The 24,413-nt window shown below is 39.9% G+C and carries 25 protein-coding genes and 1 tRNA gene; 11 read left to right on the top strand and 15 right to left on the bottom strand.

Annotated elements, in window-relative coordinates; genetic code table 11:
* Positions 1 to 19: 19 nt before the first annotated feature.
* The 3 genes from mutY (at position 20) to gldD (ending at position 2,414) form a co-directional block, all read left to right on the top strand.
* Positions 20 to 1,051, top strand: a complete 1,032-nt coding sequence (mutY, locus tag Q0037_RS07610) for an A/G-specific adenine glycosylase (RefSeq protein WP_297517045.1) — start codon at positions 20 to 22, stop codon at positions 1,049 to 1,051.
* Positions 1,052 to 1,096: 45 nt separating this feature from the next.
* Positions 1,097 to 1,528, top strand: coding sequence for a single-stranded DNA-binding protein (locus tag Q0037_RS07605; protein WP_297517044.1), 432 nt, complete (start codon positions 1,097 to 1,099; stop codon positions 1,526 to 1,528).
* A gap of 292 nt (positions 1,529 to 1,820) precedes the next feature.
* The gene (gene gldD / locus Q0037_RS07600) at positions 1,821 to 2,414 is read left to right on the top strand and encodes a gliding motility lipoprotein GldD (RefSeq protein ID WP_297517043.1); all 594 of its coding nucleotides are present in this window, start codon (positions 1,821 to 1,823) and stop codon (positions 2,412 to 2,414) included.
* Between the two features lie 56 nt (positions 2,415 to 2,470).
* Here gldD and Q0037_RS07595 read toward each other — a convergent pair whose 3' ends face one another.
* Complete coding sequence (locus Q0037_RS07595) at positions 2,471 to 2,845, bottom strand: heavy-metal-associated domain-containing protein (RefSeq protein WP_297517042.1); 375 nt, start codon at positions 2,843 to 2,845, stop codon at positions 2,471 to 2,473.
* Between the two features lie 93 nt (positions 2,846 to 2,938).
* Here Q0037_RS07595 and Q0037_RS07590 point away from each other — a divergent pair, with 93 nt between their 5' ends.
* Positions 2,939 to 3,805, top strand: a complete 867-nt coding sequence (locus Q0037_RS07590; RefSeq protein ID WP_297517041.1) for a DMT family transporter — start codon at positions 2,939 to 2,941, stop codon at positions 3,803 to 3,805.
* A 47-nt stretch (positions 3,806 to 3,852) separates the two neighbouring features.
* Here Q0037_RS07590 and Q0037_RS07585 read toward each other — a convergent pair whose 3' ends face one another.
* Both Q0037_RS07585 and Q0037_RS07580 read right to left on the bottom strand, forming a co-directional pair.
* Positions 3,853 to 5,910 carry a pitrilysin family protein gene (locus Q0037_RS07585; RefSeq protein WP_297517040.1) on the bottom strand — a complete coding sequence of 686 codons (2,058 nt, stop codon included), beginning with the start codon at positions 5,908 to 5,910 and terminating at the stop codon, positions 3,853 to 3,855.
* A gap of 10 nt (positions 5,911 to 5,920) precedes the next feature.
* On the bottom strand, positions 5,921 to 7,249 hold the full coding sequence (locus tag Q0037_RS07580; protein WP_297517039.1) for a pitrilysin family protein: 1,329 nt from the start codon (positions 7,247 to 7,249) through the stop codon (positions 5,921 to 5,923).
* Between the two features lie 249 nt (positions 7,250 to 7,498).
* Here Q0037_RS07580 and rplU point away from each other — a divergent pair, with 249 nt between their 5' ends.
* The gene (gene rplU, locus Q0037_RS07575; protein WP_297517038.1) at positions 7,499 to 7,957 is read left to right on the top strand and encodes a 50S ribosomal protein L21; all 459 of its coding nucleotides are present in this window, start codon (positions 7,499 to 7,501) and stop codon (positions 7,955 to 7,957) included.
* Between the two features lie 22 nt (positions 7,958 to 7,979).
* On the top strand, positions 7,980 to 8,240 hold the full coding sequence (rpmA, locus tag Q0037_RS07570; protein ID WP_297517037.1) for a 50S ribosomal protein L27: 261 nt from the start codon (positions 7,980 to 7,982) through the stop codon (positions 8,238 to 8,240).
* Positions 8,241 to 8,365: 125 nt separating this feature from the next.
* On the opposite strand, the gene accC is transcribed toward rpmA, so the two are convergent.
* The 6 genes from accC to pdxA all read right to left on the bottom strand — a co-directional run bounded on the left by accC (position 8,366) and on the right by pdxA (position 13,321).
* Positions 8,366 to 9,712: an acetyl-CoA carboxylase biotin carboxylase subunit gene (accC, locus tag Q0037_RS07565; protein ID WP_297517036.1), complete on the bottom strand. Its 1,347-nt coding sequence runs from the start codon at positions 9,710 to 9,712 to the stop codon at positions 8,366 to 8,368.
* Between the two features lie 75 nt (positions 9,713 to 9,787).
* A complete protein-coding gene (gene accB / locus Q0037_RS07560; RefSeq protein ID WP_297517035.1) occupies positions 9,788 to 10,273 on the bottom strand; it encodes an acetyl-CoA carboxylase biotin carboxyl carrier protein in 486 nt (161 codons plus the stop codon).
* 23 nt (positions 10,274 to 10,296) lie between these two features.
* Positions 10,297 to 11,295 carry a beta-ketoacyl-ACP synthase III gene (locus Q0037_RS07555; RefSeq protein WP_297517034.1) on the bottom strand — a complete coding sequence of 333 codons (999 nt, stop codon included), beginning with the start codon at positions 11,293 to 11,295 and terminating at the stop codon, positions 10,297 to 10,299.
* Positions 11,296 to 11,436: 141 nt separating this feature from the next.
* Positions 11,437 to 11,631 (bottom strand): 50S ribosomal protein L32, encoded by a 195-nt coding sequence (rpmF, locus tag Q0037_RS07550; RefSeq protein ID WP_073361890.1) that lies wholly within the window; start codon positions 11,629 to 11,631, stop codon positions 11,437 to 11,439.
* Between the two features lie 8 nt (positions 11,632 to 11,639).
* Positions 11,640 to 12,179, bottom strand: coding sequence for a DUF177 domain-containing protein (locus Q0037_RS07545; protein ID WP_297517033.1), 540 nt, complete (start codon positions 12,177 to 12,179; stop codon positions 11,640 to 11,642).
* Positions 12,180 to 12,256: 77 nt separating this feature from the next.
* Positions 12,257 to 13,321 (bottom strand): 4-hydroxythreonine-4-phosphate dehydrogenase PdxA, encoded by a 1,065-nt coding sequence (gene pdxA, locus Q0037_RS07540; protein WP_297517032.1) that lies wholly within the window; start codon positions 13,319 to 13,321, stop codon positions 12,257 to 12,259.
* Positions 13,322 to 13,385: 64 nt separating this feature from the next.
* Between pdxA and Q0037_RS07535 the strand changes: the two genes are divergently transcribed.
* Positions 13,386 to 13,976 (top strand): riboflavin synthase, encoded by a 591-nt coding sequence (locus Q0037_RS07535; protein WP_297517031.1) that lies wholly within the window; start codon positions 13,386 to 13,388, stop codon positions 13,974 to 13,976.
* Positions 13,977 to 14,574: 598 nt separating this feature from the next.
* On the opposite strand, the gene Q0037_RS07530 is transcribed toward Q0037_RS07535, so the two are convergent.
* Together Q0037_RS07530 and mce are read right to left on the bottom strand one after the other, a co-directional pair.
* Positions 14,575 to 14,648, bottom strand: a tRNA-Ile gene (locus tag Q0037_RS07530).
* Between the two features lie 110 nt (positions 14,649 to 14,758).
* On the bottom strand, positions 14,759 to 15,160 hold the full coding sequence (gene mce / locus Q0037_RS07525; protein ID WP_297517030.1) for a methylmalonyl-CoA epimerase: 402 nt from the start codon (positions 15,158 to 15,160) through the stop codon (positions 14,759 to 14,761).
* A gap of 101 nt (positions 15,161 to 15,261) precedes the next feature.
* Here mce and rbfA point away from each other — a divergent pair, with 101 nt between their 5' ends.
* On the top strand, positions 15,262 to 15,654 hold the full coding sequence (gene rbfA, locus Q0037_RS07520; RefSeq protein WP_073361880.1) for a 30S ribosome-binding factor RbfA: 393 nt from the start codon (positions 15,262 to 15,264) through the stop codon (positions 15,652 to 15,654).
* Positions 15,655 to 16,854, top strand: coding sequence for an ABC transporter permease (locus tag Q0037_RS07515; protein WP_297517029.1), 1,200 nt, complete (start codon positions 15,655 to 15,657; stop codon positions 16,852 to 16,854). It begins immediately after the preceding gene.
* Here the strand turns inward: Q0037_RS07515 and dusB are convergent.
* Positions 16,851 to 17,840 (bottom strand): tRNA dihydrouridine synthase DusB, encoded by a 990-nt coding sequence (dusB, locus tag Q0037_RS07510; protein WP_297517028.1) that lies wholly within the window; start codon positions 17,838 to 17,840, stop codon positions 16,851 to 16,853. The genes Q0037_RS07515 and dusB overlap by 4 nt on opposite strands.
* Before the next feature lie 377 nt (positions 17,841 to 18,217).
* Between dusB and lepA the strand changes: the two genes are divergently transcribed.
* Both lepA and thiL read left to right on the top strand, forming a co-directional pair.
* On the top strand, positions 18,218 to 20,014 hold the full coding sequence (gene lepA, locus Q0037_RS07505; protein ID WP_287785102.1) for a translation elongation factor 4: 1,797 nt from the start codon (positions 18,218 to 18,220) through the stop codon (positions 20,012 to 20,014).
* A gap of 266 nt (positions 20,015 to 20,280) precedes the next feature.
* Entirely contained in the window at positions 20,281 to 21,330 is a 1,050-nt protein-coding gene (thiL, locus tag Q0037_RS07500; protein ID WP_297517027.1) for a thiamine-phosphate kinase, read from the top strand.
* Here the strand turns inward: thiL and Q0037_RS07495 are convergent.
* From Q0037_RS07495 to Q0037_RS07485, 3 genes are all read right to left on the bottom strand, one after another.
* A complete protein-coding gene (locus tag Q0037_RS07495; RefSeq protein ID WP_297517026.1) occupies positions 21,327 to 21,995 on the bottom strand; it encodes a response regulator transcription factor in 669 nt (222 codons plus the stop codon). The two genes, thiL and Q0037_RS07495, sit on opposite strands and share 4 nt — an antisense overlap.
* A 17-nt stretch (positions 21,996 to 22,012) precedes the next feature.
* On the bottom strand, positions 22,013 to 23,941 hold the full coding sequence (locus Q0037_RS07490; protein ID WP_297517025.1) for a tetratricopeptide repeat-containing sensor histidine kinase: 1,929 nt from the start codon (positions 23,939 to 23,941) through the stop codon (positions 22,013 to 22,015).
* Between the two features lie 188 nt (positions 23,942 to 24,129).
* Positions 24,130 to 24,363, bottom strand: coding sequence for a hypothetical protein (locus tag Q0037_RS07485; protein WP_297517024.1), 234 nt, complete (start codon positions 24,361 to 24,363; stop codon positions 24,130 to 24,132).
* Positions 24,364 to 24,413 lie beyond the last annotated feature (50 nt).

Raw genomic sequence — 24,413 nt, 5'->3', positions numbered from 1 at the left:
TGTTAAACTCAAATTATCCATGGAATTTACTAACTCACTATTACTTTGGTATTTAGAAAACCAACGCGATCTCCCTTGGCGTCAAACACGCGACCCTTATTGTATTTGGCTCTCAGAAATCATGCTGCAACAAACCCGCGTCGCTCAAGCCACACCGTATTATTTGCGCTTTCTTGAAGCCTTTCCTACAGTAGTCGATTTAGCCAAAGCCTCCGAAGAACAAGTGCTCAAACTATGGCAAGGGCTAGGGTATTATTCTCGGGCTAGGAACCTTCATCATACCGCCAAACAAGTTGCCTTTGATTACCATGGTCAATTTCCAACAACTTATCACGAACTCCTAAAACTCAAAGGCATCGGAGCCTATACCGCTGCCGCTATTGCTTCTATTGCGTTTGACGAACCCGTAGCTGTGGTCGATGGAAATGTTTATCGGGTGTTAGCACGCTTTTTTGGGATAGAAACAGATATCGCCTCTACTTCCGCTCAAAAGGAATTTTCTGCCTTAGCCAATACACTATTGGACCCCAAGCGCCCCGCTCAATTCAATCAAGCACTCATGGAATTTGGAGCCCTACAATGCACACCCAAAAATCCGCAATGCCACCAATGTCCTCTTCAGTGGAGCTGCATTGCTTATCGTGATCAAAAAGTAGATGAATTGCCTGTAAAAACTAAAAAAACTAAAGTGACCGACCGCTACTTCCATTACCTTGTTGTTGAAGACCCACAACGTAAGATTTTGCTTGAAAAAAGAACGGAAAAAGGCATATGGCACAACCTCTACCAATTCCCATTAATTGAAACTATCTCATCCTCATCTTGGGAGGATTTACAACAAAAAATAGAATCCATTTGGCCTAGTGAAACCATCAATTCTATAGTTGAAATGAATAAAACAGCCATTTTACATAAACTTTCTCATCAAAATTTGTACATTCGTTTTTATAAGATTAGTCTTAATAAAGAATTGGCGACTGGAGTTCCAAGAGAATCTCTTGAGGATTACCCTTTTCCAATAGTAATTTATAATTTTATTAAGACGTATTAGGTATTAATTCGTATTTTTGTGTGATATAAACACGCCAATTTAATTATGAACGGGACACTTAACAAAGTTATGCTGATTGGTCATCTGGGGGATGATGTTAAAATGCACTATTTCGAAGGCGGTAATTGCATTGGACGCTTTCCATTAGCAACAAACGAGATTTATATCAATAAATCCACTAACGAAAAAATTACATCAACCGAATGGCACAATTTGGTTGTACGCAACAAAGCAGCTGAAATCTGCGAACGCTTTTTATCCAAAGGCGATAAAATTTATGTCGAAGGGCGTATCAAATCGCGTCAATGGACTACCGAGGAGGGTATTACTAAATACACTACAGAAATTCAGGTGACTGAGTTTACATTTCTAAATGTGAAAAAAGATTTAGAAAGCCGTGCGGTACCCAACCACGAACCTAGAAATGCTAGCTATGAAACGCCAAGCTCGCATGTTGAAAACGATATGCCTTTCTAAACCACTCCGTTTTAATGTATTGCATTAAAAGGGTAAAAAGTCAAACTGCAGTTGCTTCTTGGATTATATTCCCGTTGTGAGAATATAATATTGTTTCTACAAAACAACCCAAAAAGCAATTGCAGTTCTTTTTTTCATAAACACTAGAATCTGCTGGTGTCTTTCTATATTTTCAACTTACATTCTCTATTTTTAAAATAATACGACTAGCTTAGCGTTAACCCCTTTGATAAAAAGAATAAATTGTCGTAGCTAAATGATACCTTTGTGCACCTATAATTATAATCATTAGATGAACCATTATACCTCCATTTTCTCGGCGCACCATCGCTTTTATAGCTTTGGTTTTTTTTTGACTTTGCTCTTGTTTTGCACTTCGAGTTGCAAAGAAGAAACCATTCCAAAACCGCCTGGTCATTTGCGTTTGGAGTATCCTATGGCCGCTTACACTTCCTACAACGGCCCTTGCCCTTTATCATTTGCTCGAAATAAAGAAGCACTAATTAAGGAAAAAGGCGACTGCTCGTTTACGATCACGTATCCCAAAATGAAGGCAACGCTATTTCTTACGTATAAACCGATTCAAGGAAATTTAGAACAATTGTTACGCGACACGCAAAAGCTTACTTATAAACATGTAATTAAAGCCGATAATATATTGGAACAACCTTTTATGAACGCCAAAGACAAGGTATATGGTATGTTTTATCGCGTGGGTGGGAATGCTGCTACTAATGCACAATTCTATGTGACCGACAGCACCCGCCATTTTTTAAGTGGCTCTATGTATTTTTATGCGCGCCCTAATTTTGACTCGATTATGCCTGCCGCCGATTATATTAAAAATGACATGCAATCCTTGATGGAATCTTTAAAATGGAAATAAAAAAAAGGATTCCAGTAGAAATGGAATCCTTGGGAAGAGTATAATTAAGTAAGTTGTTAACTTTTTTTAGCCACTTTCATATCGGTGACTTTGTACGTTTTACCATCGGCACAGGATTCAATAGCCGATTTTAATTCAGTACCTGAAAGTTGATCGGCATCAAAATACACGACCGCTTTTTTGGTTTCAAAATCGACTTTCGCCTCTTGAACACCAGGCATTTCTACAAGCTTTTCTTCAATCGTTTTGGCACACCCAATGGCACAAGTCATTCCATCAATTTGCAAAGAAGCCGTTTCAGGTTTGGTAGCAGGCGTTTTGGCTGTACTAGCAACGTCTTTGCCGTTTGGAGCAGCAGCGATCTCTTGTTTACAAGCGGTTAATGTCAAAACCATAGCCGCTAGGATACTGAATGCAGAGGATATTTTCATGGTAATTTCTTTGAATTGCAAACAAAAATAAATTTTTTTTTATACCAGCATTCATAAAATAATCCCAATTTTGCAAACCTTAACATCTTTGCTATGACCCAACAACAAGTAAAATGGTTATTCCTCATCATCCTAGCGCTTACATGGGGAAGTTCATTTATTTTGATAAAAAGAGGATTGTTGGGCTTGTCGCCACTTCAATTGGGAGCCGCTCGAATCGTGTTTTCTGCCCTTTTTTTACTCTTAATTGGCTTTCAGAGTTTAAAAGACATTCGCCATTATCAATGGAAATTTATTGCACTTACTTCATTGTTTGGCACCTTTATTCCGGCTTTTCTTTTTGCCATTGCGCAAACACAAATCAGCAGCGCTGTGAGTTCCATCCTAAATTCCTTGACTCCCCTAAACACGCTTATTTTAGGAGCATTTGCCTTTGGACTTACCTTTAAACGCAGTCAGATTTTCGGGGTAATCATCGGATTTTCAGGAACACTGTTACTCATTATCGACGGAGCCCTTTCATACCCCAATCAAAATTATATGTATACGGTGTTGGTGCTTATTGCTTCATTTTGTTATGCAACCAATGTGAATTTGATCAAAAAACACCTTTCTGATGTGAAACCGTTAAGCATTACTACCGGTAACTTTTTGGTCATGCTATTCCCCGCATTAGCCATTCTGTTGAGTACCAACATTCAGGAAATTATTATGGCACCTGCTACCCAAGAAGCGTTGCTTTACATTATGATTTTGGGCGTAATTGGAACAGGAATAGCTAACATTCTTTTTTACAAATTAATTCAAATCTCTTCTCCTGTTTTTGCCACTTCTGTAACCTATTTAATTCCGGTGGTTGCCGTGTGTTGGGGTATGGTTGATGGCGAAAAATTGACCGCAGTACAGGGCATTGGGGCACTGATCATATTGATTGGTGTTTACCTCTCGAGTAAAAAATAAAAAAGGCTGCTCCAAAGAACAGCCTTCTTGTTATAAAAGCTTTTAGTTTATTGAAAATCAGCGTCGGTAACTCCTTCGTTGATTTTTACATCCGAAACTTTGATTTCTAAATCACGACCTCCTTGAGAAAGTACAATAATATAAGGTACTTTAACTCCTTTTACATCTTTATAATCCGACAATAAAATGGAAGAGGTCATTTGCTGTCCATTGCGCTCTTGTGTTGTTGTTGAACCCACACGCAATCCCGTTTTCACATCGTAATAATAGATTGTTTTACCACTTTTCAATGCGTAAGCATCCACGCCATTAAAGGGTTCGATTCCATCTAAAACCACATCGGTTTTCTTAGCCAAGCCTAATTCTTCAAAGGTACCCGCCAATACTTTTTTATCTGCAAATTCCTCTGCGGTCATTTCTTTTTTCTGGCCTTGACCTGCAGAATACCCCGATTTATCCCCTATAACTTGTTTGGACAACTCCATCATCCCTGTAAGTTCTAATTTCATCAACGTGCGTCCTTTGCTATCTTTTTTAGAAACATACGCTAATGGAGCGGGAGCACCTTCAATTTCTGATGTTCCATTTACCGCGATTGATTTTACAGCCATTACTGCTTTTTCGCCTCCAATGGCGGCCATGTATTTATCCAAAACCGTTTTTACCGTTACCCCAGCAGGAACTGGCATTTTCATTTTTGGCTTTTCTGTTGGGTTACCAAACTTATCAAAGAAGAACATTGGAATTTTCAACTTTTCTAAAGCAGGTACAACTTCAGCCGCTTTCCCTGTAATGATAATGCGTAAGTTATCGGCCAATACGTATTTATTCATGACACGCATGACATCTTCTGCAGTTACTGCCTCAATATTTTTGATGTAATTTTCATAAAAATCGGCAGGTAAACTTTCGGTTTCAATGTTTAAAGCATATCGCGCTACGGTTTGCGGCTTTTCAACTTGCATTACGAAACGACCGATATAGCCAGCTTTCACATTTCGAAGTGCCTCATCGGTCACTTTTTCAGTGCGAATACGTTTGATTTCTTTCATGATTTCAACCACAGCACTATCCGTAACCGAATTACGTACTTGGGTGTTTGCTTTGAATTTGCTCATCATGTACTTATTTGACCCTACATTGGAACGGGCGCCATACGTCCAACCATGGGCTTCACGCAAATTCATGTTTAAATAACTATTAAAATCACCTCCTAACACTTGATTCGCCACGATAACAGGGAAAAAGTCAGGATCAGACAATTTCAAGTTCACAGTATTAACTACCGAAATCTCCGATTGCACTGCGTTGGGCATATCGACGAAATTGAGTTGCGTGTACTGAACATTACTAGGCTGGGTATACGTAACCGCAGGCGCTGTAGCTTTGGTCCATGAGCCAAATAATTTTTCGACTAACTTCTTGGTTTCTTTAAATTTTACATCACCAATGATGACCAAATACGCACGAGAAGGCACAAAATAGGTCACATAATTTTTCTTGATGTCGTCTAAGGTTACATTTTTAATGGTTTCCTCTGACAAATATTCTCCCGCAGGATGATTCTTGCTGTAAACCAATACATTTTCAACGCGACCAGCCACAGCAGGAACACTTTTCTCTTGTGTTTTTAACCCTTCGATTAATTTATCGCTTTCTTTTTCAAACTCTTCTTGCGTGAAATTAGGCATCAAAGATCCTTCGGCCATCAATTCTAAAATGCGCTTCGAATATTTAGACAAACCACTAGCATAAGCACCACTAGAACTGAAACTAATGTCGGCTCCTAAAAAGTCAACTTCTTCATTGAACGCATCTTTTGGGGTTTTGGTAGAACCCATTCCCATCAAACTGCTAGTCAAATCGTCAATTCCTTTTTTATTGCCTTCAGCATACGGTGCATTATCAATAGTCAAACTAAAGGAAACGCGAGGTAATTTGTGATCTTCTACCACCATCACCTTTAATCCGTTGGGAAGCGTAAACGTTTCTGGTTTTTTGATACTAATTTTTGGTGCCGGTCCAGGCTGTGGTTGAGGTCTGTCTTGTGCTTGCATAATGAATGTCAGAAACAAGCCTGATAAAAGTATAATAGATTTTCTCATGATAATTCAATTATTTAGCGTCTGCTTTGTCTTTGGCTGGAACATAATCCAGAATTAAACGCTGGTTGGGATTCAAATACTTTTTGGCAATGTCACGAATTTCTTCTCGTGTAATAGAGCGATACATTTCGATTTCGGTATTGATTAAATTAACATCGCCATACAACATATAGTAAGACGCCAAATTTTCAGCTACCCCTTCAACACTAGAATTGTTGTTTACGTAATTGTTTTCAATTTTATTTTGCAACTTCTTATAATCGTTCTCCGAAATAAGTTCGTTTTGCAATTTCACAATTTCCTCATCCATTTCTTTTACCAACTGCGCCAATGTAGTATCCCCTTGAGGCATTCCATAAAGAATGTACATTCCATAATCTTCTTGTGAATAATTAAAAGCTCCGATTTGTAAAGCCATTTTTTTATCATCGACAATTTTCTTGTACAATTTGGAACTGTTTCCATCGCTTAAATACGTTGAAATCATGTCCAATACACGAGCATCACGTGACTTCATGGAAGGGGTTCTGTACGAAGCCACCACCATGGGTTTCTGGATGTTGGGATCTTCATACGTAGCGCGGATTTCTTGCGTAATCGGTGCCTCTTCAAACTTCTGACGCTTCACCTCTTCCCCACGAGGAATGGGTCCAAAATACTTTTGAATCCAAGCTTTCGTTTGCGCAATATCAATTTGCCCCGCCACTACCAAAACGGCATTGTTTGGGGTATAAAACTTTTTGTTGAAAGCTTGAAACTCTTCCAAAGTAGCCGCATCCAAATGCTCCATAGAACCAATGGTAGCCCAACGATACGGGTGTTTCACAAACATATTTTTCTTTACCTCAGCAATCAATTGCCCATAAGGCTGATTGTCTACGCGCAAACGCTTCTCTTCTTTAACCACTTCATTTTGAGTATCAACTCCAATTTGGTTAATTACAGGATGCATCAATCGCTCTGATTCCATCCATAAGCCTAACTCAAGGTTATTAGAAGGAAAAACTTCAAAATAATACGTACGGTCATCAGTGGTATTGGCATTGTTTGTCCCCCCATTACCGGTAACGATTTTGAACCATTCCCCTCGTTTAATGTTTTGAGTCCCTTCGAACAGTAAGTGCTCAAAAAAGTGGGCAAAACCTGTACGTTCTGGGTTTTCGTCTTTGGCTCCTACATGATACATTACCGAGGTAATCACTACAGGCGCCGAAGGGTCGTTGTGGAGAATGACATGCATTCCGTTGTCTAAGTCATACTCTTCAAAAGCAACTTTTTGAGCATGAGCTGTACCTCCAAGCATAAGCAATGAACTTAAAGCGATTAAAGATTTTTTCATAAGAATTCGTTGTTTGTTTTTTCGGGGTTGAACCCAGCGTTAAATCGAATGCCCATAAGTCACACCCATGGTCATATTGTTACACAAAAATAGATTTTTTTAATTGGGTTTCTGTATTTTTTTACGTCTCGAGTTATACTGCAATCTAAACCTTTGATCCTAAGGTCGACTATTTTGAGAATTAGCTTGTTTCAATGAAATTAATTTGTATATTTGCATCCTTAAAATTTTTAACTAAACATTATTGTTATGTACGCAATCGTAGAGATAGCAGGGCAACAATTCAAAGTAAGCAAAGACCAGAAAGTTTTTGTTCACCGTTTAGCGAACGAAGAAGGTTCAAAAGTTTCTTTTGAAAAAGTTCTTTTATTAGACGACAACGGAACAATTACAATCGGCGCCCCAGCTATAGAAGGTGCTTCCGTAGAAGCCAAAATTTTACAACACCTTAAAGGTGAAAAAGTAATCGTTTTCAAGAAAAAACGTAGAAAAGGGTACAAAAAGAAAAACGGTCACCGTCAAGCTTTAACCCAAATCATTATTGAAGGCATTGCAGCCACAGGTCCAAAAAAAGCGGTTAAAAAAGAAGCTGCTCCTGCTGTAGAAGTTACAGAAGAAGCGCCTAAAAAAGCAAAAGCGCCTAAAGCTGAAAAATCAGAGGATGCTGCACCAAAAGCACCGAAGAAAACCAAAAAAACTGAAGAATAATAACTTATAAAACCAAAACATCATGGCTCACAAGAAAGGTGTCGGTAGTTCCAAGAACGGTAGAGAATCAGAGTCGAAACGACTTGGTGTAAAAATCTATGGTGGCCAAGCGGCTATCGCAGGTAACATTATCGTTAGACAACGTGGTTCAAAACACAATCCAGGTGAAAACGTGTACATGGGGAAAGACCATACACTACACGCTAAGGTTGATGGAATTGTAAAATTCCAGAAAAAAGGGGATAATAAATCATTTGTATCTATTGAGCCCTTCAAAGCATAATACTTCGTATTAGAATATAAATCAACCCGTTCCATTGGAGCGGGTTTTTTTATTGTATCATTAAACCACTTGCAACTATCTTCAGCAGAAGGTAAAAAAAACCACCTCGAAAGGTGGCTTTATTTTTAATTGGGATCTTTCATTTTAAAGGATTCCATGAATTTTGTGGTATAATTTCCGGCCACATAATCCGGTTCATCCATCAACTGACGGTGGAAAGGTATGGTGGTTTTAATGCCTTCAATGTAAAACTCATCCAATGCGCGCTTCATTTTGTTGATTGCCTCTTCACGGGTTTGTGCCGTAGTTATCAACTTGGCTATCATGGAGTCATAGTTGGGCGGAATCGTATACCCTGCATAAACGTGTGTATCTAAACGAACTCCGTGACCTCCTGGCGCATGCAAAACTGTAATTTTACCTGGCGAGGGACGGAAATCATTATACGGATCTTCTGCATTGATACGACATTCAATCGAATGCAATTGCGGTAAGTAGTTTTTACCTGAAATAGGCACCCCAGCAGCAACCAATATTTGCTCACGAATCAAATCGTAATCAATTACTTGCTCGGTAATTGGGTGTTCTACTTGAATACGGGTATTCATTTCCATAAAGTAGAAATTGCGGTGCTTATCTACCAAAAACTCCACCGTTCCTGCACCTTCATACTGAATATACTCTGCTGCTTTCACCGCTGCATCCCCCATACGCTGACGCAAATCATCGGTCATAAATGGAGAAGGGGTTTCTTCGGTTAATTTTTGGTGACGACGTTGCACCGAACAGTCCCGTTCAGATAAGTGACATGCTTTTCCATAGGAGTCACCAACCACTTGAATTTCAATATGACGGGGCTCTTCAATCAATTTTTCCATATACATCCCATCGTTTCCGAAGGCAGCTGCAGCTTCTAATCGGGCACTTTCCCAAGCTTTATCGAGCTCTTCTTCTTTCCAAATGGCACGCATCCCTTTTCCTCCACCGCCTGCTGTAGCTTTCATCATTACAGGATACCCTATTTCTTTGGCTACTTTTTTGGCTTCTTCTAGAGACTCTAAAATTCCATCCGAACCAGGCACACAAGGAACTCCCGCTGCTTTCATAGTAGCTTTAGCGGTTGCTTTATCCCCCATTTTATCAATCATTTCTGGCGAGGCACCAATAAATTTGATACCATGTTCCTGACAAATTTTAGAAAACTTAGCGTTTTCAGAAAGGAATCCATATCCTGGGTGAATCGCATCTGCATTCGTGATTTCAGCTGCTGCGATGATATTGGACATTTTCAAATACGATAAGTTGCTCGGCGCAGGTCCGATACACACCGCTTCATCGGCAAATTTCACGTGTAAACTTTCGGCATCCGCGGTAGAATATACCGCAACGGTTTTAATCCCCATCTCACGACAGGTGCGAATCACACGCAAAGCGATTTCGCCTCTATTGGCGATTAATATTTTCTTGAACATCCTGTTTCAATTTAAATTAAACCTAGATTTCAAACACGGCATAGGCATTCCTCGTCGTGTGGAAATCGCTACAAATTAAGACGGATCGACCAAGAATAGCGGTTGATCAAACTCTACGGGAGACATATCGTCTACTAATATTTTGACGATTTTACCCGATACTTCCGATTCAATTTCATTGAATAATTTCATCGCTTCTACCACACACAACACATCTCCTTTACCGATGGTTGAACCAACTTCAACAAATGGAGATTTGTCGGGGGCGGGTTTGCGGTAAAAAGTACCTATCATAGGTGACTTGATGGTAATATATTTTGCATCATCTGCCGCAGGAGCCGCAGGAGCGACTGGCGATACGGGAGCTGCTGCAGGAGCAGGAGCCGCCACTTGAGAAATGACAGGAGCCACAGGTGCAGATTGTACATACGTAATATCAGGAGTATTTCCTTCTAAAGTGGTGCGGATGGTAATTTTTACATCGCCAGTCTCCAATTTTACCTCAGCAACACCCGAGTTGGATACGAATTTGATCAGATTTTGAATCTCTTTTAAATCCATAGTTCTTTCGTTTTAGTTATCGTTTATTGTTTGTTATACGCCCATTTTAGGTAAATGGCTCCCCAAGTGAATCCACCCCCAAAAGCAGCAAAAATTAGATTATCACCTTTTTTTAATTGATTTTCAAAATCACTCAACAACAAGGGTAAGGTGGCCGAAGTTGTATTTCCATACCGTTGAATATTAATCAACACTTTGGATTCATCCAACCCCATGCGTTGCGCCGTAGCATCAATAATACGTCGGTTGGCTTGATGGGCGACCAACCAATGAATATCGTCATGGGTCAAATTATTGCGTTGCATGATTTTTTCACTCACGTCTGCCATTCCAGAAACGGCGTATTTGAAGACCGTTTTCCCATCTTGAAATACAAAATGCTGTCCGTTATCCACCGTATCTTTTGAAGCTGGCAAAATCGAACCGCCCGCATCGATCTTTAAATACTCTCGACCGATTCCATCCGAGCGCAAAAACTCATCTTGCAACCCCAAGCCTTCAGTGTTGGGTTCAAACAAAACAGCTCCCGCACCATCACCAAAAATGATACAAGTGGCTCGATCGGTGTAGTCGATAATGGAAGACATTTTATCGGCTCCAATTAACAACACCTTTTTATAACGCCCCGATTGAATATAAGCGGCAGCCGTCGACATTCCGTAAAGAAAACTTGAACAAGCGGCTGACAAATCAAAGGCAAAAGCATTAACAGCACCAATTTGAGAAGCCACATATACTCCAGTTGAAGCTACGGGCATATCCGGTGTTGCCGTTGCCATGATAATTAAATCAATTTCTAACGGATCAATATTGTTTTTTTCAAAAAGATTTTGGGCCGCTTTGATGGCTAAATAAGAAGTGCCTTTCCCCGCTTCTTTTAACAAGCGGCGCTCTTTGATCCCGGTGCGGGTAGTAATCCATTCATCGTTGGTATCTACCATTTGCTCCAGCACCTCATTGGACAAAACATACTCGGGGACATAAGCGCCTACGGCAGTAATAGCGGCTGTAATTGTACTCATAGTTTGGTTTAATAGCACTCTGAAAAGGATTCACTTTCAGAGGGTGGAAATTACAAAAAATAATTGAGTTATACTTTTTAAGGTGTAAAAAACAAAAAACTCTCACATAGTGAGAGTTTGAGGGATTTTTTACCGTATATATTAAGCCTCAGCTACTGATTTATCAATAACTACTTGACCTCTGTAATACATTTTACCTTCATGCCAGTATGCTCTGTGATACAAGTGAGCCTCACCAGTTACAGGGCAAGTAGCGATAGTCGCAGCAGTAGCCTTGTAGTGCGTTCTTCTTTTGTCTCTTCTTGACGCAGATTGTCTTCTCTTAGGATGTGCCATTTTTTATATTATTTATCCGTTAATAGTTGTTTTAATTTATCCCAACGGGGATCTATATTTTCTTCTTTTTGTGTTGTTTCTTTGGTTTTCACCGAGGTAACAGACAGTTTTTCTAGGGCTTCGTTTTTGAGTGATCCGTCTTTAACGCCAGGATGAACCCTTTTTTGGGGAACCGACAACACAATCAACTCATAAACATATTGCGTAATATCAATTTGGTGCTCACCGTGGGGCAAAATAAGAAGCTCCTCATTTTCATTGTTAAATGCGTCACCGAACTTAACGACCACTTTGATAGCGCCTTTGACAGGTAAATCGAACTTCTCACCCGTTACATCGCAGGGAACAAAAACGGTTCCTTTGTGTTTGAATGATAACTCCATAAAAGTTGACTTTTTATCTAAAACCACTTTTACGTCTACCGCACAATTTTCAAAATCGCAATACGCATACGATTCAAAGAACTTCTGGCTAATTTGATAGTCAAATTGGTGTTTTCCCAATTTTAATCCTGTAAAAGGAATTAAAAATTCATTTGTAACTTTCATCGTTTCACCAATTTGCCTAACTGCAAGCCTCAACTTTGGGAGTGCAAAGATATAAATTTATATCAAATTCAAAAGCCTTAATGCCCTTTTTTTGATTCCAACTGTTTTTCTTTAATTTTTAAGGGGTTTTTCGACCATTCCTTATATTCATGACGGGCCTTATAAATGTCAAGAGCAAGGTATACTGCTTCTTTAAAAGAAGTGGCATCTGCTTGATTTTTCCCCGCAATTTCAAAGGCTGTTCCGTGATCGGGTGAGGTGCGAATTTTATGCAAGCCCGCGGTGTAATTCACTCCCGAACCAAAAGAAAGCGTTTTAAAAGGAATCAACCCTTGGTCGTGATAGGAGGCAATTACGGCATCAAACTTTTCATGCTGTCCCGAGCCAAAAAAGCCATCTGCGGAATAGGGCCCAAACACTAACACACCTTGATCAAACAATTTTTGTATTTCAGGTTTTAATATTTCTTGATCTTCTTTACCAATAACGCCATTATCCCCAGCATGAGGATTCAATCCAAGGACCGCAATTTTTGGACGATTGATGCGAAAATCTTGTTTTAAGGTTTCATAAACCGTTCGAATCTTTTGATGAACCCTTTCGCGCGTTAAGTGTTGCGATACCTCATTAACAGGAACATGGTCGGTCAACAAACCTACACGCAATCGATCGTGAACCATCAACATTAAGGCATTGCCCTCTAATTGTTGATCGAGATAATCGGTGTGGCCAGGAAATGAAAAATCCTCCGATTGTATCGAATACTTGTTGATGGGTGCCGTAACCAACACATCTATAGCATCACTTTTTAAAGCTTCGGTGGCGGCTACAAACGATTTAATAGCATAGCTTCCCACTTGATCATCCAATTGTCCAAACTGAATGTCTACCGATTCCTTCCACACATTAAGTACATTAACTTTTCCAACAATTAATTGATCCAAACGGTCAATCCCATGAAGCGGCAACTCCGACTGCATGCTTTTTTTGATAAAAGAAATTACTTTAACGTTAGCAAACAAAACGGGCGTACACAATTCCAACATACGAGTGTCTTCAAAGGTTTTTAAAATCACTTCACAACCAATCCCGTTAAGATCTCCAACTGCAATTCCTACTATAATATTCTCCGCTTTTTTCATGGGTAAATGAAGTCGATTTAAATGCGTACTTTTGATGGACAAATTTAGAAAATAAAAACGACAAATGTTTACAGGCATTATAGAAACCCTTGGAACCATAACAGCACTAGTAAAAGAACAGGAAAACCTTCATATTACGGTGGCTTCCGAACTTACTTCCGAACTTAAAATAGACCAAAGTGTTGCCCACAACGGGGTGTGTTTAACCGTAGTCGCCATCGATGGCAATCAATACACCGTAACGGCTATTCAGGAAACCCTTTTGAAAACAAATGTAGGGCAATGGAAAGTTGGAGATAAATTGAACCTCGAACGCGCAATGAAATTAGGCGACAGATTGGACGGACACATTGTTCAAGGACACATAGATCAAGTAGGCACCTGCACAGCAATTCGTGAAGCCGAAGGAAGTTGGTATTTTACCTTTGAATATGACGCGCAGACCAACAATGTGACTATCGAGAAGGGATCGATTACTGTAAACGGTACTAGTTTGACCGTAGTTGATTCGAAAAAGAATGCTTTTAGTGTCGCCATTATTCCTTACACATACGAACACACGAATTTTCACACCTTTACTATAGGCACGCCTGTCAATTTAGAGTTTGATGTTATTGGAAAATATGTCGCTCGACTCTATGAAATAGGAAAGTAATCCTAGAAATTCGTTTAAATAAAAAAGAAAAGCTTCAAAAATTAATTTGAAGCTTTTTTATATTGTGTGAATTTATATAATACATACGCAACTGACGAAAGGGCTAAAAAAACCAACCCTTCATCCACCGGAAGTCCTGGTGGTGGTGGTGGAATTGGCGCAGGCGGATTAGGTGCTGCAAAGGTTATATTACCGCACAAAATCGCTAGAGTGATTAGAATTACTTTCGATGGGTCAATTTTCATAGGGCGTAAAAGTATAAAAAAAAACGCTTTGTCAAAATTTTTTACTTCATATTTTAAACGAGTTGTAAAACATTTCACAATATCGTAGCCTTTATCATGCTTCCCTAGTAATAACGAAAAAAATAGGTTTTTGGTTTGTGCCCGAGGATAAAATTTACAACCAAAATTGACTAAGGATTGTCATATCCATGAAATCTATACCCTTTTTTTACTTCAATTGACATTTCTTATTTATAGTGAAATCGATTTATTAATTGGCTCCCCGAATCGTCCCTCTCGGGGTAATTCCAAGACTTCGGAGCTCGCCCTAAACGCTATAAAAAAAGCCTTGCAGAAAAGGCAAGGCTTTAACGTGGTCCCACTTGGGCTCGAACCAAGGACCACCTGATTATGAGTCAGGTGCTCTAACCAACTGAGCTATAGGACCTATGGGCTGTTTATTTGCTATGGTATGAATTTATCGTAATTCGTCAAGCATTCAGCGATGCAATATTACTATTAATTATAGTTTCTTGCAATACTTTTTTGGAGTTAACATCACCCTGCGTCTTGACACAACTCAATCAAAACACCGTTGGTCGATTTGGGATGAAGAAAAACCACCAATTTATTATCTGCGCCGCGCTTAGGCTGCTCGTTGAGCAATACAAATCCTGCTGCGGTTAACCGTTCCATTTCGGCTTCAATATCAGCCACATCGAAAGCAATGTGATGAATCCCTTCACCTTTTTTCTCAATAAATTTTGCTATGGGACTGTCGGGTCGGGTAGCCTCTAAGAGTTCAATCTTATTGGGGCCGTTCCTAAAAAAAGAGGTTTTTACGCCTTCACTACTCACTTCTTCCTCTTTATAAGACGGCACGCCCAGCAAAGCTTCAAAAAGGAGATTGGATTCAGCTAACGATTTTACAGCAATTCCGATGTGTTCTATTTTTTGCATTTTAATTCTTTCCCACAAAGATAGTAAAACCCAAAAAGGTAGTCGTGTTTTTGTCGTAGAAGTCGGAAAGCATATTCCGATTAATATTGTATTTTTGTCGCATGGAATCGAATAGACAGAAAAAAATAGGAAGCGTATTGCAAAAAGACTTGGTCGATATTTTGCAAGGCGAAGTTCGTAAAAATGGTATTGCCAATTTGATCATATCGGTTTCCAAAGTCAATGTAACCACGGACTTGTCCATTGCGAAAGTTTTTCTCAGCATTTTTCCCGCCGAAAAAGGACCCGAAATTCTTGAAGCAATCCGTTCCAACACCCCTTTGATCAAACACGATTTATCACAACGGGTGAAGTTGCAATTGCGAAAAGTCCCCAACTTGCTTTTTTACATTGATGACTCCTTAGAATACATTGAAAAAATTGACCGCGCTTTAGCGGGTGAAGAAAATCCTATTGAAAACCGCGACCTTTTAGCCAAACGCAAAAAATCGTAAGTGAACCTTTCGCTCTACATCGCCCGTCGGTATTTGTTTTCACGCAGTAAAAACACCGCCATCAATATCATTACGGGTATTGCTTCCTTAAGTATTATTGTAGGCGCCCTAGCGCTGTTTGTTGTGCTGTCTGTTTTTAGTGGTCTACGGACATTTAGCCTGTCTTTTTCCAATGACTTGGACCCTGATTTGAAAGTATTTCCTAAATCGGGCACTCATTTTTCCTTCACGCCTGCGCAAGCTCAAAAAATAAAAAAAATTGAGGGAGTGGCCCATTTCAGTCAGGTTGTCGAAAAACGCGTCATGTTTTTATTTGATGGGAAAACGCAATTTTCTTTACTCAAGGGGGTCGATACCCAGTTTGGTCAGGTTTCCAAAACTCCTGAAAAATTATTTAATGGGCAGTGGCTCGAACCCAATACGGATCAAGTGGTGATTGGTTATGGCCTCTCGGAAAAACTGTCGTTGGGACTCCTAGATTACCAAAATGCTTTTGAAGTGTATGCGCCCAAACCCGGTCGCGGTGATTTGGGATTAAATCCGGAGGACTCCTTTATCATAGAGCGCATTTATCCTGTAGGGATTTATGCCATTAATGAAGAAATGGACAACCGTTATGTGTTTGCCGACTTACGGTTGGCGCAAGCAGTAGTGCAATTAAAACCCTATGAAATTACCAATCTCGAGATCCGACTTGAACCCAACGCTTCTGAGGAGCAAATTGTCGCTACACTCGAAAAATATATTCCGAATACTGTGGTGAAAAATCGTGCCCAGCTTAATGAAACATTATACAAAATGTTGAATTCGGAGAATGTCGCAGTGTACCTCATCTTTACCCTTGTGATCATCATGGCGCTTTTTAGTTTAGCAGGCGCTTTAATCATGATGATTTTGGACAAGAAAAACAATCTAAAAACCCTATTCAGTTTGGGTGTAACTTTACCTCAATTACGGCAAATTTTCTTTTTACAAGGAACCCTTTTGAGCGTTTTCGGGGGAATGGTTGGCCTTCTCCTAGGATCGCTGTTGGTGGTTATGCAACAGCAATACCAACTCATTATGATTACCGAAACCTTGGCCTATCCCATCGAATTTCATTGGGAAAATTTGGCCTTAGTATGGCTTACCGTTATTGTTTTGGGAATGTTGTCGAGCGGTATTGCCAGCAGTCGCGTTTCCGAGAAAATGTTGGATTAAAATACTACGCCAGAAAACGATTCAATAATTTCATCAAAAACACCCAGTAAAGCATCGCGATCATCGGTGGTGACTAAGCGATTTTTGTATTCTTTAAAATTGGGAATCCCTTTGAAATAATTGGTATAATGGCGGCGCATTTCTACAATGCCCAAGCGTTCCCCTTTCCATTCCATCGACCAAAGCAAGTGATTGCGTGCTGCTTCCACCCGATCGACAAGGGTAGGAACTGGCAGGTGTTGCCCGGTTTGAAAAAAATGTTTGATTTCGTTAAAAATCCAAGGATAACCAATGGCAGCACGACCGATCATGATGCCGTCCAATCCAAATTTGTTCTTGTACTCCAAGGCTTTCTCGGGTGAATCAATATCGCCATTTCCGAATATCGGAATATGAATACGCGGGTTGTTTTTGACCCGTGCGATGTGTGTCCAATCAGAATGTCCCTTGTACATTTGCGCGCGCGTACGTCCGTGAATGGTCAAGGCTTGAATCCCAACATCCTGCAACCGTTCGGCTACCTCATCAATATTGATCGAACTCTCGTCCCAACCTAGACGGGTTTTTACGGTAACGGGCAAATGCGTACTTTTTACAACAGCTTTGGTGAGTCGCACCATCAAATCGACATCTTTTAAAACACCCGCGCCGGCACCTTTACACACCACTTTTTTTACAGGGCAACCAAAATTGATATCCAATAAATCGGGTTCTACCGCTTCGACAATTTTCGCACTCATGGCCATTGCCTCTTCATCGCCTCCAAAAATTTGAATGCCAACCGGACGTTCGTAATCGAAGATGTCCAATTTCATCCGACTTTTGATGGCGTCACGAATTAAGCCTTCGGAGGAAATAAACTCCGAATACATCAAATCGGCGCCGTGCATTTTACACAAACGGCGAAACGGCGGATCACTCACATCCTCCATAGGCGCGAGTAAAAGCGGGAAATCCGGGAGTTCGATGGAGCCAATTTTGGGCATACACGTCTTTTTTCTGAGTGCAAAAATAGTACTATTAGAGAATTAATCTTATGAAAACCAAAGGAAAAGCGATTAATGCTAGCGCTAAACATTTGTTAATCAATTATAAACATGAAAAAATGCACAAAAACAAACGCTTCTATTGCCCAATGAGGCCCCTAAAATTGTAAACTTTAAACTATATTTGCACGATGTTGCGCTAGGGATTGAAGCGAAGTACCCCGCCGTTGCCGTGAGGCTGGCGTGTACTGCGGAAAGCCCGGTGAGGAGGAACGACGAGAGCGCCCTAACTATTATTCTAAATTTTGAATTAGAAATTTTGAATTAGAAATTTTGAATTTTTAAATTATTGCGCTACAAAAAAAGGACTATTGACGATGAAGAACATTCGGAATTTTTGCATTATTGCCCACATTGACCACGGAAAAAGTACGTTGGCCGATCGCTTATTGGACTCGACGCAAACGGTGACGGCACGCGAGGCGCAGGCGCAGCTTTTGGACAATATGGACTTGGAGCGGGAACGCGGGATTACCATTAAGAGTCACGCGATTCAGATGGAGTATACCTATAAAGGTGAAAAATACATTTTAAATTTGATTGACACGCCCGGTCATGTGGACTTTTCGTATGAAGTTTCGCGATCGATCGCTGCTTGCGAAGGCGCGTTATTGATTGTGGATGCCGCGCAAAGCATTCAGGCGCAGACGATTTCCAACTTGTACTTGGCGTTGGAAAACGATCTTGAAATTATTCCTGTCTTGAATAAAGTAGACTTACCCAGTGCCAATCCCGAGGAAGTGAGCGATGATATTGTGGACTTGCTCGGCTGTAAATTGGAGGACATTATTCATGCCTCTGGGAAAACAGGCTTTGGGGTCGATAAAATTTTAGAAGCCATTGTGGAGCGCATTCCAGCACCTAAAGGCGACAAGGACGAACCCTTACAGGCGTTGATTTTTGACTCAGTGTACAATCCGTTCCGCGGTATTGAAGTTATTTTCCGGGTGAAAAACGGAGAAATTCGCAAAGGCCAAAAAATCAAATTCATGTCGACAGGCAACGAATATTTTGCCGATGAAGTGGGTACTTTAAAATTGAACCAAGTCCCCAAAGACGTTATCGGTTGCGGCGATGTAGGCTACTTGATTTCGGGAATTAAAGAAGCGAAAGATGTAAAAGTGGGTGACACGATTACCGATGCGAAAACGCCGACCACGCAAATGATTCAAGGATTTGAGGATGTAAAACCGATGGTATTTGCGGGAATTTATCCTGTAGACACCGAAGATTATGAGGATTTACGCGCTTCTATGGAAAAATTGCAATTGAATGATGCTTCGTTGGTTTTTGCTCCTGAGAGTTCGGCGGCCTTGGGCTTCGGTTTCCGTTGCGGATTCTTGGGCATGTTGCACTTGGAAATTATTCAGGAACGTTTGGAACGCGAGTTCAATATGACCGTAATCACCACAGTTCCCAACGTTTCGTACTTGGCGTATACCAAAAAAGAACCCGAAACACCGATTATTGTCAACAACCCTTCGGACTTGCCCGAGCCCTCAAAGCTCGACCGCGTAGAAGAACCGTATATCAAAGCAACCATCATTACCAAGTCGGATTTCGTTGGAAACGTCATGAGTTTGTGTATCGAAAAACGAGGTATTATCACGAATCAAACCTATTTGACGACAGAGCGTGTGGAATTGAACTTCGACATGCCACTGGCTGAAATTGTATTTGACTTTTACGACCGATTGAAAACGGTTTCCAAAGGGTATGCGTCGTTTGACTACCATCCGATTGGGATGCGCACGTCGAAATTGGTGCGATTAGATGTGCTGTTGAATGCCAATTCGGTAGACGCGCTGTCGGCCTTGATTCACGAAGACAATGCGTACCATATTGGAAAGAAAATGTGTGAGAAATTGCGCGAATTGATTCCGAGACAACAATTTGACATCCCGATTCAAGCCGCAATTGGCGCCAAAATCATTGCGCGTGAAACGATTAAAGCCTTACGAAAAGACGTTACTGCAAAATGTTACGGGGGAGATATCTCGCGTAAACGTAAGTTGTTGGAAAAACAAAAAGCCGGTAAAAAACGCATGCGTCAAGTAGGAAATGTCGAAATTCCACAGTCGGCGTTCATGGCCGTGTTGAAGTTGAACGACTAGTTTTTGACTATTTTAAATTTTGAATTATAAATGAAGTTCGGTTTTGCCGGACTTTTTTTATGGGGAGCAGACGCCTGTGCTTTTTACGCGTATCCTCCCGCTCTTCGCTGTATCTCTGGCGACCCCTTTGGCAAGGAATCACCAGAGGATGCCGCTGCGATCGGGGCTGTATACACGAGTCGTTTTCAAAACTCCTCTTCCTCGCGATTACAACTTGCAATTCGTATGGGCTTATCGTACCTTTGCCCCCTAAAATGGTATGAATCATGCTGGAAGACAAATCCCCACAACGAACTCCCTTATCGCAATTTGGCGAATTTGGTTTAATCGCTCATCTCACCCAGAATATTGAGGTGGGTCAGCCTACAACGCACAAAGGAATTGGTGATGATGCCGCGGTGTTGCGCTTTGAAAATACCCAAACGGTTGTGACTACCGATTTACTGGTAGAGGGTGTTCATTTTGATTTGTCGTACATGCCCTTAAAGCATTTGGGCTACAAAGCGGTGGTCGTCAACCTCTCGGATATATGCGCCATGAACGCGACGCCCACCCAAATTACGGTTTCGATTGCGGTTTCTAATCGCTTTCCCGTAGAAGCCTTGGAAGAATTGTATGAAGGGATACGTTTGGCGGCCAAAACCTATAATGTAGACATTATTGGCGGCGATACCACCTCATCGCAAAAAGGGTTGATTCTCTCCATTACCGCTTTGGGGGTGGCGCAAGAACACGAGTTGGTGTATCGTAGTGGTGCCCAAGAAAATGATTTGATTGTGGTGACGGGCGACTTAGGTGCCGCTTATTTAGGGTTGCAAGTTCTGGAGCGCGAGAAACAAGTTTTTCAAGTGAATCCGAACAACCAACCCGATTTAGACAACTATACGTATTTAATCGAAAGACAATTAAAACCCGAAGCGCGCACCGATATCAAAGGATTATTGGCGCAATTGGAAGTGCACCCTACCTCAATGATTGACATTTCGGACGGACTCTCGTCAGAACTCATTCATTTGTGTAAAAACAGTGGAACGGGATGTAATTTATTTGAAGACAAATTGCCTCTTGATCCGCAATTTATTAGTACATGTGAAGAATTTAATGTCGACAGCACGACGTTGGCCATCAACGGCGGCGAAGATTACGAGTTGTTATTCACTATCAATATTGCCGATTTTGATAAAATCAAGGGAAATCCAAACTTGACCGTCATCGGACATATGACCGCTGAGGCAGAGGGAATACATTTGGTGACACGTGCCAACACTAAAATTGCCTTGAAGGCCCGCGGTTGGAATGCCCTTGACGAAGCCTAGAGTAACATGCCGCGATCTTTGGCGAGGGCCACTAAGGTTTCATCGTCACTTCCCACTATATTGAGCAATTCTTTCATGTTTTCTTTGCGGGTTTTCACCGAACTGGAAGAGATGGATATATATAAAGGGATGTCGTCGTAGTTGATACCTTTACTGAGATAATGCAGAATTTGACGGTCAATGACATCGACATATACTTTTTCTTTTTGTTGGTTGTTTAGAAATTTAATCACCGAATCGCTGTAATAGGTTTCCCCTTTCAAAATGGTGGTCAAGGCCAAAATCATGTTGTCAAAGGTAAGGTCGTTTTTGATGACCAAGCCCACGGGATTAATCTCTTCGATAATGGATTGCACCTTGAGGGATTCCGAGTGCATGGTAAGTAAAGCCACTTTGCACTGGGGCATTTCGGCATTTAATAGTTTGGCCAAATCTTCTCCAGTGTGGATGTTTTTCTCTTCATATTCGGGCATACTTACATCGAGAAACGCAATATCATAGGGTTCGTTGGCTTGCATAATGATGTCATAACCCGAACGGCAGTCCGTAGCTTCAAAAAACTGGAATGTTATTGATTTATCGGGAAATAAATTGATCACGTTTTTATACCCTTGAATGATAAACGGGTGATCGTCTACGATAAGAATATTGACTTTTTGGGACATGTTTGCAGAAATTGGTGTTAACTTTTAATACTTTTATGTTCAAGGGGTACGGTAATACTGATACGGGTTCCTTTTCCAGGCGCCGATTTAATTTCAATAATACCGTTGCTTTCATGGGTTCGTGTCACAATATTTTTCAGTCCGATGCCTTTACTTTTTTTGTCGACTTCAAATCCATCGCCATCATCAGTAATATTGAGCACTAAATTACCTTTTTTATCTTTACGAAATTCAACCTTAATGGTTTTGGCATTAGCGTATTTGTTGATGTTTTGTAAACTCTCTTGTAAAATACGGTAAAGGTTGATTTTGGTGGTATTGCTCAATTGGTCCCAATCGATGTTTTCTCCGATTACGGCATTGAGTTTCGCTGGATTGACTTTGGCTTGTTCGTCGAGTAGGTTGTTGACAATGGCAACAAAGTTATTGACGAGTACATATTTTTCACGACTCAGCTCATGGGAGATTTCCCGCAGGTCTTGCTCAATATTTTTGAGTTCCTCCAAGCAACGAATTCGTTCATGAATGGAGTCTTCATCATTTCGGTGATTGAGTCCGTCGAGGTTGAGGCGCAATCCAAAGAGACGCCCGAGCACGCCGTCGTGGAGTTCTTTGGCGATACGGTTTTTCTCGAGCACACGTCCTTCTTCAAGTTTGTTTTGCTGCGAAATAATCAAGCGGTAAATATCTTCATTAGCGCGTTGTTGCGCTTGACGCAGCAGTAATTCCCGACTTTTCGCCCGTTGTGCGCGCATAAAAAACAACAACCCGCCTACGGCAATAGTTCCAATAAAATAGTTGAGGATATTTCGGTTTTTCTTCTCGAGGGAGTCTTTTTGTTCGATTATTTCATTAGTCTCTAATTGAATTTTAGTAAATCGATCCCGAGAATTACGTTCAACTAATTGTAGACTATCACTAATTTTAATAAACTCTTTGGAGTATTTATATGCTAACTTTTCATTAACAACGGATGCTTGCTTTAAAGCTTGAATAAGATTTATTGGAATCTTTGATTTTCTTGCTTCTTCAATAGCTTTTTCACTATAATAAATTGACTTTAAATAGTCCCTTTTTAATTTATAAAATTGTGACAAATTAATATAACTCGTAACTATTCCTGTAGAATTTTTTAATTTTAATCTAATTTTTAAAGAATCAAAAAACAAGCCTGGCAACCCTTTGAAGCTGGATGATTTTAACCTAGAGTATGCAAGATTATCAATTAATAATGAATACAAATCTGGATCAGTAGTTATAATATTTTTATTTTTTAAACCTAGCTCCAAATAAAAGATTGCATCTTCATATTTCCCAATCTTATTATATAAGTAACCTAAATTATTGTACGAAACTATATCCTCATTGAAAGAGGTAACTAGATTATACTTTTGCACTAATTCTAAAGCCTTCTTTTGATAAAAAATCGCTTTATCGTATTCATTTAACTCATTAAAAGTTAATCCCAGTTGATTTAAAACACCGTATAGTTTATCTTTCTTGTCGGAATCCTTGAAAATTTCATAAGCACTTGTTAATGACAATTCTGCTCCAAGAAAATCACCACCATCAAATTGTACAATTCCTTTATTGAATAATATATTTCCTAAAACCAAAGGTTCATTTAAAGTGTTGTAAACTTTTTCAGCTTTTAAAAAATAAATTAATGAACTATCTAATCGTTTTACATCTTTGAAATAAGTTGCTTTACATCTGTATGCTTTACCCAGATTTAAGCTGTCTTTACCTTGTATTGCCTTTGACAACAAAATACTTGAACCGTCATAAAATTCTTCAAGTTTTTTTAGTCTATAAAACTCAAATGTAATATCTGCTAATTGATTCCTTACAATTTTCGAATTCTCTGAACTATTTTTTAATACTATAAATGCTTTAGATAAATATTTGAACTTTCCTTTACCAGTTAAACTATTTGAATTTGACAAACTTAAATAATATGTTATACTATCATTTCTTTGGAAATTCTTATCTGTATTCTTATTCTTAGAACAAGATATAATGAAGAAAGATATAAATATACAAAGTATTAGCTTCAACTTAAACCATTTTAAACAAAAATAAAAAACCGCTACCAATTGGTAACGGTTTTTTTTATAAAATTATGTTTATTCAACTATTCTAAACCACCTTTGGAGTTTTTCCCTCCTCCAATTTCAAATTCTAAACCACCTTTGGAGTTTTTTCCTCCTCCAATTTCTAAACCGCCTTTAGAATTTTTGCCTCCACCTATTTCAAACTCTAATCCACCTTTGGAATTTTTGCCTCCACCTATTTCAGTTGGAGTACTGAAAGAAGTTAAAACCAACATCATCATAAATAATGCTGAAATAATTGCTGACTTTTTCATGATCGTATGCTTTAATAGTTTTTTTAATTTATAAGCTGTAAAGCCAATTC

Origin of the sequence: Flavobacterium sp., assembly GCF_027482425.1 — a bacterium.
In the GTDB taxonomy this organism is placed as follows: Bacteria; Bacteroidota; Bacteroidia; order Flavobacteriales; family Flavobacteriaceae; genus Flavobacterium.
This window is presented reverse-complemented; position numbering and strand designations above follow the sequence as displayed.

Bases quoted from the DNA above. Each gene is read 5' to 3' on its own strand.
- mutY (WP_297517045.1), top strand. From the start codon at position 20: ATGGAATTTACTAACTCACTATTACTTTGGTATTTAGAAAACCAACGC.
- Q0037_RS07605 (WP_297517044.1), top strand. From the start codon at position 1,097: ATGAACGGGACACTTAACAAAGTTATGCTGATTGGTCATCTGGGGGAT.
- gldD (WP_297517043.1), top strand. From the start codon at position 1,821: ATGAACCATTATACCTCCATTTTCTCGGCGCACCATCGCTTTTATAGC.
- Q0037_RS07595 (WP_297517042.1), bottom strand. From the start codon at position 2,845: ATGAAAATATCCTCTGCATTCAGTATCCTAGCGGCTATGGTTTTGACA.
- Q0037_RS07590 (WP_297517041.1), top strand. From the start codon at position 2,939: ATGACCCAACAACAAGTAAAATGGTTATTCCTCATCATCCTAGCGCTT.
- Q0037_RS07585 (WP_297517040.1), bottom strand. From the start codon at position 5,910: ATGAGAAAATCTATTATACTTTTATCAGGCTTGTTTCTGACATTCATT.
- Q0037_RS07580 (WP_297517039.1), bottom strand. From the start codon at position 7,249: ATGAAAAAATCTTTAATCGCTTTAAGTTCATTGCTTATGCTTGGAGGT.
- rplU (WP_297517038.1), top strand. From the start codon at position 7,499: ATGTACGCAATCGTAGAGATAGCAGGGCAACAATTCAAAGTAAGCAAA.
- rpmA (WP_297517037.1), top strand. From the start codon at position 7,980: ATGGCTCACAAGAAAGGTGTCGGTAGTTCCAAGAACGGTAGAGAATCA.
- accC (WP_297517036.1), bottom strand. From the start codon at position 9,712: ATGTTCAAGAAAATATTAATCGCCAATAGAGGCGAAATCGCTTTGCGT.
- accB (WP_297517035.1), bottom strand. From the start codon at position 10,273: ATGGATTTAAAAGAGATTCAAAATCTGATCAAATTCGTATCCAACTCG.
- Q0037_RS07555 (WP_297517034.1), bottom strand. From the start codon at position 11,295: ATGAGTACAATTACAGCCGCTATTACTGCCGTAGGCGCTTATGTCCCC.
- rpmF (WP_073361890.1), bottom strand. From the start codon at position 11,631: ATGGCACATCCTAAGAGAAGACAATCTGCGTCAAGAAGAGACAAAAGA.
- Q0037_RS07545 (WP_297517033.1), bottom strand. From the start codon at position 12,179: ATGAAAGTTACAAATGAATTTTTAATTCCTTTTACAGGATTAAAATTG.
- pdxA (WP_297517032.1), bottom strand. From the start codon at position 13,321: ATGAAAAAAGCGGAGAATATTATAGTAGGAATTGCAGTTGGAGATCTT.
- Q0037_RS07535 (WP_297517031.1), top strand. From the start codon at position 13,386: ATGTTTACAGGCATTATAGAAACCCTTGGAACCATAACAGCACTAGTA.
- mce (WP_297517030.1), bottom strand. From the start codon at position 15,160: ATGCAAAAAATAGAACACATCGGAATTGCTGTAAAATCGTTAGCTGAA.
- rbfA (WP_073361880.1), top strand. From the start codon at position 15,262: ATGGAATCGAATAGACAGAAAAAAATAGGAAGCGTATTGCAAAAAGAC.
- dusB (WP_297517028.1), bottom strand. From the start codon at position 17,840: ATGCCCAAAATTGGCTCCATCGAACTCCCGGATTTCCCGCTTTTACTC.
- lepA (WP_287785102.1), top strand. From the start codon at position 18,218: ATGAAGAACATTCGGAATTTTTGCATTATTGCCCACATTGACCACGGA.
- thiL (WP_297517027.1), top strand. From the start codon at position 20,281: ATGCTGGAAGACAAATCCCCACAACGAACTCCCTTATCGCAATTTGGC.
- Q0037_RS07495 (WP_297517026.1), bottom strand. From the start codon at position 21,995: ATGTCCCAAAAAGTCAATATTCTTATCGTAGACGATCACCCGTTTATC.
- Q0037_RS07485 (WP_297517024.1), bottom strand. From the start codon at position 24,363: ATGAAAAAGTCAGCAATTATTTCAGCATTATTTATGATGATGTTGGTT.